The 16,755-nt window shown below is 45.0% G+C and carries 16 protein-coding genes and 1 other annotated feature; of the genes, 15 read left to right on the top strand and 1 reads right to left on the bottom strand.

Annotation, left to right across the window (positions count from 1 at the left end):
- Window positions 1–124: 124 nt before the first annotated feature.
- The 12 genes from rny to ACEN8J_RS12110 all read left to right on the top strand — a co-directional run bounded on the left by rny (window position 125) and on the right by ACEN8J_RS12110 (window position 12,103).
- Window positions 125–1,669: a ribonuclease Y gene (rny, locus tag ACEN8J_RS12165; protein WP_013309958.1), complete on the top strand. Its 1,545-nt coding sequence runs from the start codon at window positions 125–127 to the stop codon at window positions 1,667–1,669.
- Between the two features lie 77 nt (window positions 1,670–1,746).
- On the top strand, window positions 1,747–2,541 hold the full coding sequence (locus ACEN8J_RS12160; protein ID WP_013309959.1) for a TIGR00282 family metallophosphoesterase: 795 nt from the start codon (window positions 1,747–1,749) through the stop codon (window positions 2,539–2,541).
- A gap of 129 nt (window positions 2,542–2,670) precedes the next feature.
- Window positions 2,671–2,931 carry a stage V sporulation protein S gene (locus ACEN8J_RS12155; protein WP_007430104.1) on the top strand — a complete coding sequence of 87 codons (261 nt, stop codon included), beginning with the start codon at window positions 2,671–2,673 and terminating at the stop codon, window positions 2,929–2,931.
- A 122-nt stretch (window positions 2,932–3,053) separates the two neighbouring features.
- Window positions 3,054–4,121, top strand: a complete 1,068-nt coding sequence (locus ACEN8J_RS12150; protein ID WP_495594532.1) for a dipeptidase — start codon at window positions 3,054–3,056, stop codon at window positions 4,119–4,121.
- A gap of 177 nt (window positions 4,122–4,298) precedes the next feature.
- On the top strand, window positions 4,299–5,387 hold the full coding sequence (locus tag ACEN8J_RS12145; protein ID WP_495594531.1) for a low temperature requirement protein A: 1,089 nt from the start codon (window positions 4,299–4,301) through the stop codon (window positions 5,385–5,387).
- Window positions 5,388–5,529: 142 nt separating this feature from the next.
- On the top strand, window positions 5,530–6,102 hold the full coding sequence (pduL, locus tag ACEN8J_RS12140) for a phosphate propanoyltransferase (protein WP_013309962.1): 573 nt from the start codon (window positions 5,530–5,532) through the stop codon (window positions 6,100–6,102).
- 300 nt (window positions 6,103–6,402) lie between these two features.
- Window positions 6,403–7,956 (top strand): tRNA (N6-isopentenyl adenosine(37)-C2)-methylthiotransferase MiaB, encoded by a 1,554-nt coding sequence (gene miaB / locus ACEN8J_RS12135; protein WP_029517045.1) that lies wholly within the window; start codon window positions 6,403–6,405, stop codon window positions 7,954–7,956.
- 80 nt (window positions 7,957–8,036) lie between these two features.
- A complete protein-coding gene (locus ACEN8J_RS12130) occupies window positions 8,037–8,489 on the top strand; it encodes a YlbF/YmcA family competence regulator (RefSeq protein ID WP_023988245.1) in 453 nt (150 codons plus the stop codon).
- 122 nt (window positions 8,490–8,611) lie between these two features.
- On the top strand, window positions 8,612–9,034 hold the full coding sequence (locus ACEN8J_RS12125) for a PaaI family thioesterase (protein ID WP_029517046.1): 423 nt from the start codon (window positions 8,612–8,614) through the stop codon (window positions 9,032–9,034).
- Window positions 9,035–9,099: 65 nt separating this feature from the next.
- Entirely contained in the window at window positions 9,100–9,888 is a 789-nt protein-coding gene (locus ACEN8J_RS12120; RefSeq protein WP_023988247.1) for an NUDIX domain-containing protein, read from the top strand.
- A 66-nt stretch (window positions 9,889–9,954) separates the two neighbouring features.
- On the top strand, window positions 9,955–10,521 hold the full coding sequence (locus tag ACEN8J_RS12115) for a cysteine hydrolase family protein (protein WP_029517047.1): 567 nt from the start codon (window positions 9,955–9,957) through the stop codon (window positions 10,519–10,521).
- Between the two features lie 118 nt (window positions 10,522–10,639).
- Window positions 10,640–12,103: a nicotinate phosphoribosyltransferase gene (locus tag ACEN8J_RS12110; protein ID WP_069011437.1), complete on the top strand. Its 1,464-nt coding sequence runs from the start codon at window positions 10,640–10,642 to the stop codon at window positions 12,101–12,103.
- Between the two features lie 66 nt (window positions 12,104–12,169).
- On the opposite strand, the gene ACEN8J_RS12105 is transcribed toward ACEN8J_RS12110, so the two are convergent.
- The gene (locus ACEN8J_RS12105) at window positions 12,170–12,685 is read right to left on the bottom strand and encodes a MogA/MoaB family molybdenum cofactor biosynthesis protein (protein ID WP_029517048.1); all 516 of its coding nucleotides are present in this window, start codon (window positions 12,683–12,685) and stop codon (window positions 12,170–12,172) included.
- A gap of 264 nt (window positions 12,686–12,949) precedes the next feature.
- Here ACEN8J_RS12105 and ACEN8J_RS12100 point away from each other — a divergent pair, with 264 nt between their 5' ends.
- From ACEN8J_RS12100 to ACEN8J_RS12090, 3 genes are all read left to right on the top strand, one after another.
- Window positions 12,950–13,279: a four-helix bundle copper-binding protein gene (locus ACEN8J_RS12100; protein ID WP_029517049.1), complete on the top strand. Its 330-nt coding sequence runs from the start codon at window positions 12,950–12,952 to the stop codon at window positions 13,277–13,279.
- 77 nt (window positions 13,280–13,356) lie between these two features.
- Window positions 13,357–13,613 (top strand) — a binding site (T-box leader).
- 62 nt (window positions 13,614–13,675) lie between these two features.
- Window positions 13,676–15,406 (top strand): arginine--tRNA ligase, encoded by a 1,731-nt coding sequence (gene argS, locus ACEN8J_RS12095; protein ID WP_340955243.1) that lies wholly within the window; start codon window positions 13,676–13,678, stop codon window positions 15,404–15,406.
- A gap of 262 nt (window positions 15,407–15,668) precedes the next feature.
- The gene (locus ACEN8J_RS12090) at window positions 15,669–16,637 is read left to right on the top strand and encodes an S-layer homology domain-containing protein (RefSeq protein WP_029517050.1); all 969 of its coding nucleotides are present in this window, start codon (window positions 15,669–15,671) and stop codon (window positions 16,635–16,637) included.
- The last annotated feature ends 118 nt before the right edge of the window (window positions 16,638–16,755 follow it).

The raw sequence follows: 16,755 nt of genomic DNA, 5'->3' as shown, positions 1-16,755 counted from the left end.
AAGCATGTGCATATGAAATGAAACGACCTTGTGTCGTTATCTTAGTTTGACGATCAAAGTAAATGTGACAATTGCAAAAAGTCCCAAGGAATGCCTTGGAGGAACCAACGGGGAGGTGAACAGTATGATGACTGCGATCTGGTTCGTTCTCGTTGCTGTAGCCGCGTTATTCTTTGGGTTCGGGATTGGTTATTTTATTCGCAAATCTATTGCAGAAGCTAAGATCTCCAGTGCGGAAGAAGCTGCCGCGCAAATCGTGGAGAACGCGAAAAAAGAGGCAGAAGCGCTGAAGAAGGAAACGGTATTGGAAGCGAAAGATGAAATTCACCGCATCCGTGCCGAAGCTGAAAAAGAAACTCGTGAACGTCGCAATGAAATTCAACGACAGGAACGAAGATTGCTGCAAAAAGAAGAATCGCTGGATAAAAAATTGGAATCGCTGGAACGCAAAGAAGAACAGGTGGCCAACAAAGAGAAACGAATCGATGAAACCCAGCAGCAAATTGATTTGATTTACAAGAGTCAGGTAACTGAGTTGGAGCGTATTTCCAATCTGACGATGGAGGATGCAAGAAGTATTATTCTGACCAACGTAGAGCAGGAAGTTCGTCATGAAACAGCTCAGATGATTAAAGAAATTGAACAGCAGGCCAAAGAAGAAGCGGACAAAAAGTCTCGTGAAATCATCACACTGGCCATCCAACGCTGTGCGGCAGATCATGTAGCAGAAACGACGGTTTCTGTCGTCACATTGCCGAACGAAGAAATGAAAGGCCGGATTATCGGGCGCGAAGGCCGTAATATCCGTGCACTTGAAACCCTTACAGGAATTGACCTCATTATTGATGATACGCCGGAAGCTGTTATTTTGTCCGGATTTGATCCGATTCGTAGAGAGATTGCGCGTACTGCGCTTGAAAAGCTCGTAGCGGACGGACGGATACATCCGGCTCGTATTGAAGAGATGGTGGAAAAATCCCGTAAAGAGGTGGACGAACGAATCCGTGAATATGGTGAGCAGGCCACCTTTGAGGTGGGCGTGCATAGCTTACATCCGGATTTGATCAAGATCTTGGGACGTCTTAAGTTCCGTACGAGTTACGGACAGAACGTATTAAAGCACTCGATGGAAGTTGCATACTTGACAGGTCTAATGGCCGGGGAACTGGGCGAAGACGTTGTACTGGCAAGACGGGCAGGATTGCTGCATGACATCGGGAAGGCGCTGGATCACGAAGTGGAAGGATCGCACGTTGAAATTGGCGTGGAACTGGCGAAGAAGTACAAGGAACACCCGGTCGTCATCAACAGCATTGCTTCACATCACGGCGACTGCGAAGCGACTTCAGTGATCGCCATGCTGGTTGGGGCGGCAGATGCTCTATCAGCAGCAAGACCGGGAGCGCGGCGTGAAACGCTAGAGACGTACATCCGTCGTCTTGAGAAGCTGGAACGCATCTCCGAATCTTTTGAAGGCGTTGAAAAATCATACGCGATTCAAGCCGGACGCGAAGTTCGTGTCATGGTACAGCCAGAGAAAATTGATGATGCGGAAGCATTCCGACTGGCCCGCGATATTACGAAAACGATTGAGAATGAACTGGACTATCCGGGACATATCAAAGTTACTGTTATTCGCGAGACCCGTGCGGTAGAATACGCAAAATAAAAGCATTTCAATGAAAAGTGGCCACTGTTTGTAGGGCCACTTTTCATTTATGTAAGGCAGACTAGGGAGGGCTTTCTATCAACGTATTATTTATTGGAGACATCGTCGGCAGTGTAGGCAGAAAGGCACTGAGGGAAAATCTTCCTTCGCTCAAATCAAAATACAATCCGCATGTTATTATCGTGAACGGAGAAAATGCAGCTTCGGGAAGAGGCATAACCCCTGCTATCGCCAGAGAGTTTTTTGATTGGGGCGTCCATGGGATTACGATGGGAAATCATACTTGGGACAATAAGGAAATATTTGATTTTATAGATGATGAGCCACGGATCATTCGCCCGGCTAACTTTCCACCAGGAACACCGGGCCGAGGTTATACCGTTGTAAAGGGTGGAGGTAAGGAGCTGGCTATTGTTAATCTGCAAGGTAGAACCTTTTTGCCAGCTATTGACGATCCATTCCGTGCAGCAGATGAAATTGTCGATGAGTTGCGCAAAAAACATAAACATATCCTAGTTGATTTTCACGCCGAAGCAACCTCGGAAAAAATCGCTATGGGTTGGCATTTGGATGGACGTGCTTCAATCGTGGTAGGTACGCACACACATGTACAGAGCAATGACGATACAATTTTGCCACAAGGAACTGCGTATCAGACAGATGCGGGAATGGTAGGTCCTTATGAGGGAGTGCTTGGAATGCAGAAAGAGGCTGTGTTACAGAAATTCCAGACCCAGCTTCCGGTGCGTTTTCAAGTGGACATGGGCAAATGGCATTTCCATGCCATCAGCGTAGAGCTGAATGATAACGATGGAAAAGCCCGCAAAATTCAGAAAATCAGACTCAAAGAAGATGAATGGCGGATGGATTAACTTTTTTGTAAGCTGCTTAAGGAAAGAATAAGGAAAACTGTCACCAAAAAGCAGGAATTTTTTGCTGACCCTCGAATAACATCTAATAGTGGAATCAAACCATCATCATTCCCAGGGGAGGTACTTACTATGGATGTATTAAAAGTATCAGCAAAATCCAATCCTAATTCAGTTGCAGGCGCACTCGCAGGAGTACTGCGTGAACGCGGAAATGCAGAATTACAGGCGATTGGAGCGGGTGCACTAAACCAAGCCATTAAAGCGGTAGCCATTGCCCGGGGATTTGTCGCACCAAGCGGAGTGGATTTGATTTGTATTCCTGCTTTTACAGACATTGTTATTGATGGAGAAGATCGGACTGCGATCAAATTGATTGTAGAGCCAAGATAATAAATGTAAGTTGCCTGAGCCTGTTTACGATTTGTAAACGGGCTTTTTTGCATTGTGAGTCTGTTACTATGATTTTTAAAATAAATTTGTGGTGCTTCAATCTATAAATGGAGGTAAGATACATGAATGATAAGCTAAAAGTGAATTGGCCAGTTGTTGACTTTCATTGTGATGTGTTATGTAAAATGCAGCTCGATGCGCAGATCGATTTCAGTCATCCATCGCTTGATGTCACAAAAGAACGTTTGCTAGAAGGTAACGTGCAGTTGCAAACGTTTGCTATATATATTTCACAGGTATTAGGCACACCAAGATTTGAACATGTGGTACGTCAAATTGAGCTGTTCAGGCAGCATGTTACCTCTATCTCCGGTGGGTTGAGACCATTGCTGTGGAAGGAAGACTTGGCAATGTGGAAAAATGCGTCCGCAGTGCATCAGGAAGAGCAAGTAAAGCGGGAAGGAGAAGAGAAGCGCACGGAAAAGATAACGTATTTGGATGGTAATGGGACGGATCATACATGGGCACCTTGGGCTTTGCTCTCACTGGAGGGGGTAGATGCGCTGGAAGGGAACCCTTTTTATGCAGAATTATGCTATGCCATGGGAATACGATTGATTGGGCTGACATGGAATTATGCGAACTGGGCAGCTGACGGCATTATGGAACATAGAGGTGGCGGGCTGACTAGCAAGGGGCGCGATTTGGTCAATCGCTGTAATGACCTGGGACTGCTGTTAGATGTGTCGCATCTGTCCGTACAGGGCTTCTGGGAGGTGCTGGAGGAGGCTACTCTACCGCCCATCGCCTCGCATTCGAATGTCTTTGCGAGATGTGCTCATCCTCGTAATCTGCGGGATGAACAGATTCGTGCACTGATCGCCCGTAACGGACGGATTGGTTTGACCTTCGTCACCATGTTTCTCAAAGAGCAGGATACAGTAACTGCTGAGGATCTGCTACCGCATATTGAGCATATTTGTTCATTAGGGGGCGAAAGGCATTTGATGTTTGGCTCTGATTTTGACGGTATCGAGCACCATGTGCAAGGATTGGAACACTCGGGGAAATATCCGGCTTTTGCAGAACTGCTGCTGAAGCATTACCCTGAGGAGCTAGTCAAAGGATGGCTGGGAGGTCATGCCCTGGAATACCTGCAAACGAATCTGCCTTCTAAAATGTCTTCTTAAATAGCTATTTAAGGGGATGTTTTGGCTGCGAACACTCTTGACAAAGCGAGAACGATTACGAAATAATGAGAAGTATCTTAGATTTTAAATAATATTTGCAGAAATACGGCAGACAATGGAGCGAGACTGATGGTGCACCATGCTGCACCGCTATACCAGAGGGGGCTCCATTACACAATGTTAATAAAAAAGGTTACCTGGCTTGAACTCTTTTATGACTTACTATTCGTAGCTGCTGTCTCTAAGGCCACTCATGTTTTACTACATGTTGAGCATGGTAGTATCTCGTGGGAACATATGGAGAAGTTCATTATGATTTTTATCCCGATATGGTGGGCTTGGGTGGGGCAAACTGTCTACAACAACCGTTTTGGTCAAGACAGTATAACGCATCGAATCTTTATGATCCTGCAATTGTTTTTCGTGTTAATCATGACTGCCAGTTTGAATATAGATTTTGATGCGTATTATGTATCTTTTTTTGTTGGCTATATTGGGTTAAGAGGTTTAACTGTCGTTCAATATTTACTTTCGGCGCCCAAAGAAACGGCTCATAAACAGGAAACAGCTCGTTTTTTCGGAACCTATTTTTGGATTGGAATAGTCATCTCTAGTTTCTCCCTTTTCTTTGACTCTTGGGTTCGATATTTGATTTTATATACCGGTATAGCTGTTGATATCCTCGTTCCTTTGATTGGTCGTAAAAAGTTGGTGATCACACCAATCCATACGGAGCATCTTTTAGAACGATTTGCACAGTTCACCTTAATTCTGCTTGGCGAATCTGTGATAAGTATGCTTTCTGTTTTACAATCCGATCATTTTACGGTTTCTTCCGTTGTATTTGCCGCTTTGGCTTTTATATTAGTCATCGCAATCTGGTGGCAATATTTTGAGAATATGGAGAAGCGCGTAGATAAATCAAAACAATCAGCAGGACAGACTATTATTTATGGTCATTTGTTTATTTATCTTTCCCTTAGCATGCTAGCTGCTTCGATTCAGCTCTTGTTTTTGGGACAAGTAGACCATATCTTTGTGCTTTGCTTTACCTTTGCTTCTGTTTTTATTTACTTTTTGTCGGTTTTACTGGTATTTCATCAGTACAGATTAAGTCATCTTAAACCCCGTCTCAGAGTCATTTTTTTCTTAACTGGAATACTCTGTGTCCTGTTTATCCTTAATATATTTATTGTCGTCCCCCCTCATCTCATTGTAGCTGAAATCATGCTTTTCTTTCTCCTGTTCGCTAAAACGACGATTTGATCTGATTTATAGGGATGATATTTAACGATGATTGGGGCGAAAAAGGGAACTTTATACGCTCTTCTTTTCTTTCTTGGCAAAATAGGAGTATAATAGCATGGATGTGTAAAGTATTGTATAGAGAAAAAGGAGTGACCACACGATGAGTAAAATCGTACCTGTCGGCGTTTCCGCCCGTCATATTCACCTGACTCAAGAGCATATTGAAATTTTGTTCGGAGCAGGCTATCAATTAACCGAATTTAAACCTTTGTCCCAACCAGGACAATTTGCCGCAAATGAAACGGTAGCTGTAATTGGTTCTAAGGGCCAATTTGATAAGGTTCGCATTTTGGGACCTGCTCGTCCCGCTTCCCAGTTGGAAATTTCTCGCACTGATTCCTTTGCTATTGGTGTAAAAGCACCTGTACGCGAATCGGGTAGCATTGATGGTACACCAGGAATCACAGTAAAAGGACCAGCTGGTGAAGTGGAACTGCAAGAAGGCGTGATTGTAGCAGCCCGCCATATTCATTTCCATACATCTGATGCAGCTAAATGGGACATTAAGGACAAGCAGTTGCTGAAAGTACGTGTTGGCGGCGAACGTGGTCTTGTATTTGAAAATGTTCTTGCACGTGTGTCCGATTCTTTTGCTTTGGATATGCACATTGATACAGATGAAGCGAACGGTGCCGGTGTGAAAAACGGTGACAACGCTGAAATCGTAGACTAATATACACGATTTAAATGCCGGAAGGCTTAAAGAGTCCGATTCTTGCAAAAGAATCGGGCTTTTTACATACTATATAATTCACAGATACTTCACTTATGTACAAAAAGAACATGAGTTCACTTTGCACTCAATGGTATCTGCGGTTGATCTATGGCGATGGCCTATAAATCATGCTATAATTTAGTGTAATGCCTTTTTTAAAGGTTTTTTTAGAACTTAAAATAAATTTACCCATGCCTAAAGATACAGTAAAATCACAAATTAGCTCGTGAAATAGATGGTGTAAGGAGTGACTAAGGAATGGAAAAGAAAACAAAAGATTACTCCAAATATTTTGATTTCTCGGATGCGAAGATTATTTCTGAAGATGAGCATAGCAAAAAGATCCGTATTCGCGGACGTGAAATCAACATTATGGCGGAGCCGAACCATAGAAAAGAAAAGCAACGCGGTAAAGAGGATGTACAGGTATTATATGATAACGCAGTCCCGGATGAGCTAAAGCATATCGGTGAGGGAAAGCATTACATCGTATACACATTTGGTTGCCAAATGAACGAGCATGATTCCGAAACCATAAAAGGTTTGCTGGAGCAAATGGGCTACCAATCAACCGAGGATCGGAAGGAAGCAGACATCATTTTACTAAACACTTGTGCTATCCGTGAAAATGCGGAGGATAAAGTGTTTGGCGAGCTGGGTCACCTCAAGCATCTCAAAACAGAAAAGCCAGGACTGCTGCTCGGCGTGTGTGGCTGCATGTCACAGGAAGAGAACGTCGTTAACCGGATTATGCAAAAACACGGTTTTGTCGATATGATTTTTGGTACCCATAATATTCATCGTCTGCCTCAGCTCGTCAAGGAAGCACTCTTTAGCAAAGAAATGGTGGTCGAAGTGTGGTCTAAGGAAGGCGACATTATCGAAAACTTGCCGAAGAAGCGCGAGGGTATGCGGGCTTGGGTGAACATTATGTACGGCTGTGATAAATTTTGCACCTATTGCATTGTTCCCTTTACACGTGGTAAGGAAAGAAGCCGTCGTCCAGAGGATGTTATCGCTGAAGTACGGGATTTGGCACGTCAAGGTTTTAAAGAAATCACCTTACTGGGGCAGAATGTTAACGCTTATGGTAAGGATTTGAAAGATTTGAATTACAGATTCGGGGATCTGATGGATGATATGCGCAAAATCAATATCCCGCGTGTACGTTTTACAACATCACATCCACGTGATTTTGATGACCATTTGGTAGAAGTGCTCGGTAAGGGTGGTAATTTGGTGGAGCATATCCATCTGCCTGTTCAATCCGGTAATACGGATATATTGAAGAAAATGAACCGAAAATATACCCGTGAGCGTGTTCTGGAACTGGCAGCGAAGATTAAAGCAGCTGTTCCGCATGTTTCTCTGACAACGGATATCATTGTAGGTTTCCCGGGCGAAACAGACGAGCAGTTTGAAGATACTCTATCTTTGGTGCGCGAGGTCGGCTATGACTTTGCCTACACATTCATTTATTCACCACGTGAAGGTACGCCAGCTGCTTCGATGGAAGATAATGTGCCTATGTCGGTCAAAAAAGAGCGTCTCCGGCGTCTGAACATTGCGGTGAACCAAAACAGCCTTCGCTTTAATAGTCGATTGCGTGGCGAAGTGGTTGAAGTGTTGGTGGAAGGCGAGAGCAAAAATGACAGCAAAGTGCTTGCCGGTCGGACCCGTTCCAATAAGCTTGTACATTTTGAGGGTTCTCAGGACCTGATTGGTTCCTTTGTTCAAGTGAAAATTACGGAACCTATGACCTTTTACATCAAAGGTGATCTGGTTGAAACGGCTGTAGCAGTTAACGGATAAAAGAATATTCTAGCGGGTTGCATGCGGTCTGAGTAAGGTTGTGTGCAGGGCCGTCTAAGTGAGAAAAGGAGCGATGGACAATGACAGAGGAGCGGTTGCAACAAACAGAACTTCAATCGGCGGCGCGCCAGCATGATCATTTGGTCAATCGCGAAATGATATTGGCAAAAGCCAAAGAATTAGCAGGTATTTTGGGTAGCAGTGAGGAAGTACAGGTATTCCGGAAAGCAGAAGAAAAGATTCAGGATCATGGGCGCATTCAGCAACTGATTGCAACGATGAAAAAGAAGCAAAAGGAAATTGTTGCATTTGAATCCTTAAAAAATCAAAAAATGATTGCCAAAATAGAGGCCGAGCTACAGGAGCTACAGGAAGAACTTGATGGTATTCCAATTGTAACGGAGTTTCAGCAGAGTCAGGTGGAAATTAATGAGCTACTGCAAATGGTGATCATGGCGATTCGTGATACCGTTGCTGAGAAGGTGAACGTTGAAGAGGGAAAAAGTACTTCCTCGTCGAATTGCAGTGATTAGAATGAAATTTATGGTGTGGAGGCGTAGCTTCCACGCCTTTTTTTCGAAAGCAATTTGCCATCGTATATATTTATAAGACATCAAGAGAAATGGGACAACATAGAAGGGATGGAAGCAAGGGAATGGATAAGTTCGGTAAGATGCTAGAGGGCGAAAATAATACTTTTTGGGAGTATTTAGGGTGTGAGCTGATTGCAGCTGATGCAAACGAGGTACAGATCGCTTTGGAAGCCAAACAAGAGCATACCAATGTGATGGGTATTGTCCATGGGGGTGTGCTTACTTCATTGATGGATCAGGCGATGGGGATGGTCAGTATGGCTTCACGAAATATGGATCCATGTGTAACGACGAACCTGAATGTTCATTTCTTGTCAGCCATGAGGCAAGGCCGACTGGAGGTTAGGGCGCGGATTCTTCATCAGGGAGGTCGGACTATAACCACTGAGGCGGAAGTAAGGGATAGTGAAGGCACACTTGGGTCTACATCTACAGCAACCTTCCGAGTATTACGTACACAAGCAAGTGATTCAGGTAAGGCCTGACGCTTGACAAAAATTTTTATTATGTCATAATGAATTTATCAAAACGATATAATATGGTGATGCCAATGGATAGCAATCGTATAAACGAAGAGGCGCAAAAGGCGTCGTATAACATTAAGAAATACCGCACTCCAGATGGAGCTCCGGCGGATATCGTTATGTTTACCTTAACGAAGCGGGAGCGCAAGACGGTAACAAAGACATTGCCGATTCGGGAGCTGAAAGTGATGCTCATCAAGCGCCGCAGTTGGCCGTTTGCAGGACGCTGGGCGTTGCCTGGAGGGTTTTGTCAGGAAGATGAATCCATGTATGGAGCTGCCAAGCGGGAACTGTTAGAGGAAACGGGTGTGGACGGCGGGCATCTGGAGTATTTGGGTGTATATAGTGGACCGGGACGTGATCCGCGCGGCTGGATCATATCGCATGCATTTTTTGCGCTGGTAGAAGAATGGATGTTGGAACAGCGTCAGGCGGCCGATGATGCTTCCGAGGTGGGGCTATTCACAATCCGCGAAGCGTTGGAGGAATTGGAGCTGGCATTTGATCACCGGGATATCATAGTAGATGCTTATCGCAAAATTCAGTTGCAGATGCTTCAGACGACGATCGCCAAGCAGTTTTTACCGCTACATTTTACACTGGGTGAATTATATCAGGTGATACAGAGTGTCGTACCGGACTTCGAAGAGCCAAACTTTATTCGCAAAATAACATCGACTCGTAGCAGACAGGGAATTCTGGAAGAGGTGCGTGATGAGAACGGCAAACCGCTCAGTTCCAACCAGTATTCACAAAGACCGGCACAGTTGTACCGTTTTAGTGACAGAGTACCGCGTTTATCTATCTACACGTAACGTCTAATGTAATAGGTACGCATAGAACGTACAATTTCACTTTGAGGATAAGGAGCTGACCGTACGATGCAGGCACTAATTGTGATTGATTACACGAAAGATTTTGTGGATGGTAGTTTGCCTGTAGGACAACCTGCGATTGAGTTGGATGAACGGATCGCAGCAATTACGCAGGCATATGTAGATCAAGGGGACTTTGTCGTCATGGCTGTGGATTTGCATGAGGAGAACGACCTTTATCACCCAGAGAGCAAGCTGTTTCCTCCGCATAATATACGTGGAACCAACGGACGACATTTGTATGGCAAGCTTCATAGCCTCTATGAGCAACAAAGTGATCTTATCTACTGGTTGGATAAAACACGGTATAGTGCTTTTGCGGGCACAGATCTGGAACTCAGGCTGCGTGAACGTGGTATTGTGGAAGTTCATCTGATTGGTGTATGTACGGATATATGTGTACTGCATACGGCTGTAGATGCTTATAACAAAGGTTTTGCTATTACTGTATACAAGGACGCTGTGGCGAGCTTTAATCAAGCTGGACATGATTGGGCTTTGGGTCATTTTGAGGGAAGTCTTGGAGCCGCGGTACGATCGGCTGAGGATACGGTTTTACGCCAGAAGAAGTAAAATAACTTAACGATTGTGCACCAATGTCCGATAACAAAATGGAGCCGGATATTGCTGAATCTGGACAGATGAGGCGGTAGCGCCACAAACCTGGAGACAGTCAGAGAGGATGATTACAATGCAGTCAACGAGCCTCGCATTACATACAGATAAATATCAGATTAATATGATGTACGCCCACTGGGTGAACGGAAGTCACCAGCGTAAAGCTGTGTTCGAGGCGTATTTTCGTAAACTCCCTTTTGGTAATGGATATGCCGTGTTCGCGGGTCTGGAACGCATTGTGAATTATATTTCAAATTTGCGGTTTACAGAAGAGGACATTCGCTACCTGTCTGAACAGGAGGAGAAGTACGATCCCATGTTCATGGAGGCGCTTCGCCAGTTTGAGTTTGGTGGAACGGTCCATTCGATGAAAGAAGGGGCCCTTGTTTTTCCCAACGAGCCTCTGGTACGTGTTGAAGGAACGATTATGGAAACGCAGCTTGTCGAAACGGCATTGCTGAATTTTATGAACTATCAGACACTCATTGCGACAAAGGCATCGCGCATCAAGCAGGTGGCAAGTGACGATACACTGCTCGAATTTGGAACACGGCGTGCGCAGGAGGCAGATGCAGCGATTTGGGGAGCACGAGCAGCTTATGTGGCTGGTTTTGACGCGACTTCTAATATGCTGGCAGGCGAACATTTTGGAATCCCGACGAAGGGGACACATGCCCATTCATGGGTGCAGACCTTTATGACGGAGCAGGAGGCGTTTGACGTCTATGCGAAGGTTTTGCCAGACCAGGTTACACTGCTGGTAGACACCTTTGATACGCTGGAAAGCGGTGTTCCTCATGCGATTCGGACAGCAAAAATGCTAGAGAGTCAGGGCAAGCGTATGAATGCAATTCGTCTGGATAGCGGTGACTTGGCTTATCTATCCATTCAGGCACGAGAAATGCTCGATGCTGAAGGATTAGATTACGTACAAATTGTAGCTTCCAATGATTTGGATGAAAATACGATTTTTAACCTGAAAGCCCAAGGGGCACGTATTGATGTATGGGGTGTAGGAACACAGCTTATTACGGCTTCGGATCAACCATCGCTTGGCGGGGTGTACAAGCTGGTTGAGCGTGAAGTAGATGGCGAAATGCTGCCGACGATTAAGATCTCGGGGAATCCAGAAAAAGTATCCACACCAGGCAAAAAGGATGTATATCGCATTGTGGATAAGAAGAAAGGGAGAGCTGTAGCCGATTATATTTCTTTTCCGGATGAAGAGCGTCCGCGTAATGGTAAGCGCCTGAAGCTGTTTAACCCTTTGCATCCGTATATGAAGAAGTATGTAGAAAATTACGAAGCCGTGCCGATGCTTGAGCCTATTTTTATAAATGGACAGAAGGTATATGAGCTTCCCGAGCTGGATGAAATTCGTGCCTACCATACTTCACAGTTGAAACTGTTCTGGCCAGAATATTTGCGGAAGCTGAACCCTGAAATTTATCGTGTAAATCTGAGCGAGAAGGTATGGGAGCTAAAGCAAAAGCTGATCGACAGCTATATGCAGCCCGAAGTTGAAGAAAAAGAATAGTTGGAAGAGGCACCTCATGAATGCATGGGGTGCCTCTTTGTGTTGAAGCATGTAGGAAATAGGAGCTTATTTATAAATTTCTCTCATCACATGTCGTAGCTCAGGGACAATAATGCGTTCCATTGCCAAACGAACGGCTCCGCGTGAGCCAGGCATAGAAAATACAGCTGTCTGGCCCACAGTGCCAGCTACAGCCCGGCTTAAGATAGCTGCTGAACCAATGTCCTCAGCAAAGCTTAAATAACGGAAGATTTCCCCAAAGCCAGGTAGTTCCTTATCCAGTAGAGAAGAGACAGCTTCATATGTAGTATCACGTGGAGAAATACCGGTACCACCTGTCAAAAGAACAGCCTCGATGTCATCCTGTGCCGCTGCTTCGGATACTAACTGCTGAATACCTTCGTAGTCATCCTTGACGATGACATATCGAACAACTGTATATCCATTGGTTTCTAGTAGATCCATGAGCAGTCGTCCCCCAGTATCTGTTTCCACGGTGCGTGTGTCCGAGACAGTCACGACCATGCAATTCACTTGTTGGGGGGATTCCTGACGGTGTTCCTCTACAGAAGACATATTCATTAAAATGTTCACTCCTTGATCGGTGGTTAGACATACACTTTTTACAATAGAGCAATGACTGAGCGTATGCAAGTCAGAAACAGGGGCTAAAAATCTATGTGATTAATATCCTTGCATTTGCACACTGGAATATAGTACACTTCCTTACATAAGTCGGGATTATATTGTTTTGTTTTATTATTGAAAGCGCGCACATCAAATGATTAACCTCAAGGGACAGCGGGTAATAGTACAGCAGGGTCAACAACTGGGAGGTAATGTAATATGAATCATTCATACCAACAATGCGTGGATGCTTGCCTGGAATGTATGAACGCTTGCAATGTATGTTACGTAGCGAGTTTGAAGGAATATGATTTAGCTATGCTGCGTGAATGTATTCGAGTGAGTAGGGAATGTGCAGAAATATGCGGATTTGCTGCCCAAATGCTGCAGCGTGGAACGGATTTTGCCGAGCAAATCTGTGAGCTGTGCGCCAAGGCCTGTGAGGTATGTGCTGCTGAATGCAGCAAGCATTCCCATGATCATTGCAATCATTGTGCAGAAGCCTGCCGTCGTTGCGTTCAGGCATGCCGCCAATTGGTGGCAGTGTAATTACATATATGGAACTAGTGCCTGAAGAGGAAATAATAGGTTGCTTTCTACTGAATAGGTTTGTATAATGAATGGAATTAACGTCACGGAACGGGAGAGTAGCAGCTGAGCCGTATCATTACAGCGAGCCGGAAGAGGTGGAAGCCGGTATGAGGTCCGATGTGAAGCGCACCCGGGAGACGGTTGATCCAACGAGCAGAACTTCTAGTAGATCAGCCCGGCAGACACCGTTATTAGTCATTGGAGTGAAATCGCGATTTGTGTAGTTAGCTTTAGCTGCACAACCGATTTACGAAGAGTGGTACCGCGGGATATTGAAGTTCTCGTCTCTTGAATGATTTCAAGAGGCGGGGGCTTTTTTTGTTAGATTCTATAAAAAGAAGGAGAGAGATCATCATGTTAATGAGGATTGCTGCTCAAGCGATATTAGCCCATACGGGCTTGGAGGAAAAAGAAATTTTATCTTTATTTGAGGTGCCTCCGCAGCCTGAATGGGGAGATGTGGCGTTTCCCTGTTTTATGCTGGCTAAAAAGTTTCGAAAGTCTCCGCAGCACATTGCACTGGAATTGGCGGAACTAGTAGGCCATAAAGAAGGTTTAACCGCTTCAGCATCGGGTGCCTATGTAAACATAACCTTGGATCGATCGGTTCATATTCCGCTTATGCTTGCTGAATTGAGCAAGGCTGATTTCCTCAGGCCTAATATCGGGAACGGGCAGCGGGTAGTTATTGATATGTCCTCGCCTAATATTGCCAAACCGTTTGGTATCGGTCATCTTCGCTCTACGGTTATCGGTGCTGCCTTGTATCGCATACTTGGTGAAACAGGTTATGTACCTATTAGTGTGAATCATCTTGGGGATTGGGGAACACAGTTTGGTAAGCAAATTGCGGCCTATAAAAGATGGGGAAATGAGGAGCAGTTACAACATGATCCGATTGGTGAATCGCTAAAGCTATATGTGCGTTTTCATCAGGAGGCCGATCATGATCCGACTTTGGAGGATGAAGGGCGCGAGTGGTTCCGACGTTTGGAACATGGGGATGCGGAGGCTCGACAACTATGGGAGTTTTTTGTTGAAATCAGTCTGGGTGAATTTGATCGTATGTACCAGCGTCTAAACATTGCATTTGACCATGTGCTGGGAGAAAGTTTTTACAATGATAAGATGCAGGCAGTTATTGATCAATTAAGAGCAAAAGGATTGTTGGAGGAAAGTGATGGGGCGCTCGTAGTTCGCCTGGAAGACGAGGAACTGCCTCCGTGTCTTATTCTGAAAAAGGATGGAACCACCATTTATCCGACACGTGATCTGGCAACAGCGATTTATCGTCATGAAGTGATGAAGGCTGATCGTTTGCTGTACGTCGTTGGTGGAGAACAGAAGTTGCATTTCCAGCAGGTGTTTGCGGTGCTGAAGCATGCAGGGGAGGCATGGGCGGAGCAATGTGAGCATGTGCCGTTTGGATTAATGCGGTTTGCGGGTAAGAAAATGTCCACAAGACGTGGCAAGGTTGTGAAGCTGGAGGAGGTGCTGGATGAAGCTGTAGCGCGTGCTCAAGGCATCATTACTCAGAAGAACCCTGGTTTACAGGAACAACAGGCAATAGCGGAGGACGTTGGCATCGGGGCGATTATTTTTGGTGATTTAAAAAACAACCGGCTGAATGAAGTGGACTTTTCGTTGGAGGAGGCGCTGACCTTTGAAGGCGAGACCGGGCCTTATGTGCAGTATACTCATGCGCGCATACGCAGCCTTCTGGAGAAAGCTCACGCTCGCGCCGATGTTGATGTTAATACTAACCCTAGCGACAATGACCTTGTCCAAGATAGCCATTCTCGTGATTTGAATGGCGTATCGGATGAAATATTGGGTGACGCAGGTTGGGCGCTGCTTAAGCAATTGGGTCGCTATCACGGGCAACTGATACGTGCGGCTCGCCAACTAGAGCCTTCGGTAATTGCGAGATTTGCATTGGATACGGCCCAGGCGTTTAACCGGTTTTACGCCAAGGAAAGGATTGTCGATGGTGGACAATGGCGTATTCAGTTGGCGGAACAAACTGCCGATATTCTGGCATGCGCGCTGCAACTTCTTGGTCTGAAAGCACCGAATCGGATGTAAGCAAAGCGAACGAAGGGAGCGAGTTTTTGCTGGCGGGATGACTGCTACCCATACCTGGCTCTTCCAAAGGAATACTGTAAAAGATTAATCTGTTGCAGCCACTTTTGGGTATGCATAAATGTTGTGAGCAGAAAAGAGTTAGACGGGTACACTAATCGCAGGAATTCCACCGTTTTGCAACCAATTTGTGTATATTTGAAACATTTGATGATTCTATTGCGTCGGTAAGTATAGAAGCAAAGTAAACATGGAGGTGTATCTCATGAAAAAGAACAAAAGTGTGACAGCTGCCCTGCTTGTCGTCTGCTCATTGGCAGTGGCTACGTCGGCTTCTGCTTTTCTGGATATAAAGGGAGCTGAACAGGAGAAGATCGTAAACTCACTTCAGGACAAAGGAATTATTCAAGGAATAACCAAGGATAAATTTGCACCGGATCAAACGCTCACGTATGCACAAGGAGTACACTTGGTTGTTCGTGCAATGGATCTTCAGGTGATGCCTGATTTCACAACGGGTTCCTTTGCAAACATTCCGGCTTCCGCATGGTATGCTCAGTCCTATCGGATTGCAGCCCAACACCAAATCCCTTTGTCACCAGATATTGATCCCAGCACTCGTATGACAAGAGAACAATTTGCTAATATTCTGTATAAAGCAGTGAGTGCAACGGGTGAATATCCAACTGTCCGTATGTACATTAATGTAGCGGATGGCAAAAAACTAGATCAGGAATCTAACGCAGCAGTTCAATTCCTGCTGTTGACCAAAATTGCAAAATTGGACGAACAGAGCAATTTTAACCCGGATCGTAAAGTAACCCGGATGGAGGCAGCAGAAATGGTCTATAACGCATCCGAATTTGTGCAAAATCATAAACCAGTTGAATCCACTCCTGAAAATCCGGTTGAGCCTGCAGATCCGGTTCACCAAAATAACATTAGTATGAGTATAGAGAAGGCGAATGACCAGCAGAACAAAGTGACAATTACTCGTTTGCAGGCACCTAATCCGGGTTACGGCATTGAAGTGGATCACATCGACTACGTAGGTGATACAAATGCAGTAATTTACTACAAGTTGACTAGTCCAAAGCCAGGGGAAATGAATATTCAGGTCATTACGGATACCCACACAAGTACAATGGTAGACAGTAAGTATAAGGTTACGCTTAAAGCGGTAGATGGAACAGTGCTTCCGCCCACAGGAACAGGCACATCTGTAGCTAAATAAAATTACAAGCCATATGTTATAGATATAAATAAAACCAGCGAGCCTCCAATTTGTGGGGGAGACTTGCTGGTTTTTTCATGCCAAATGTTCATCGTTAGTCCTGAGCAATAGGGCTATT

The sequence above is a fragment of the Paenibacillus sp. Paensp38 genome (genome assembly GCF_059491915.1).
This window is presented reverse-complemented; position numbering and strand designations above follow the sequence as displayed.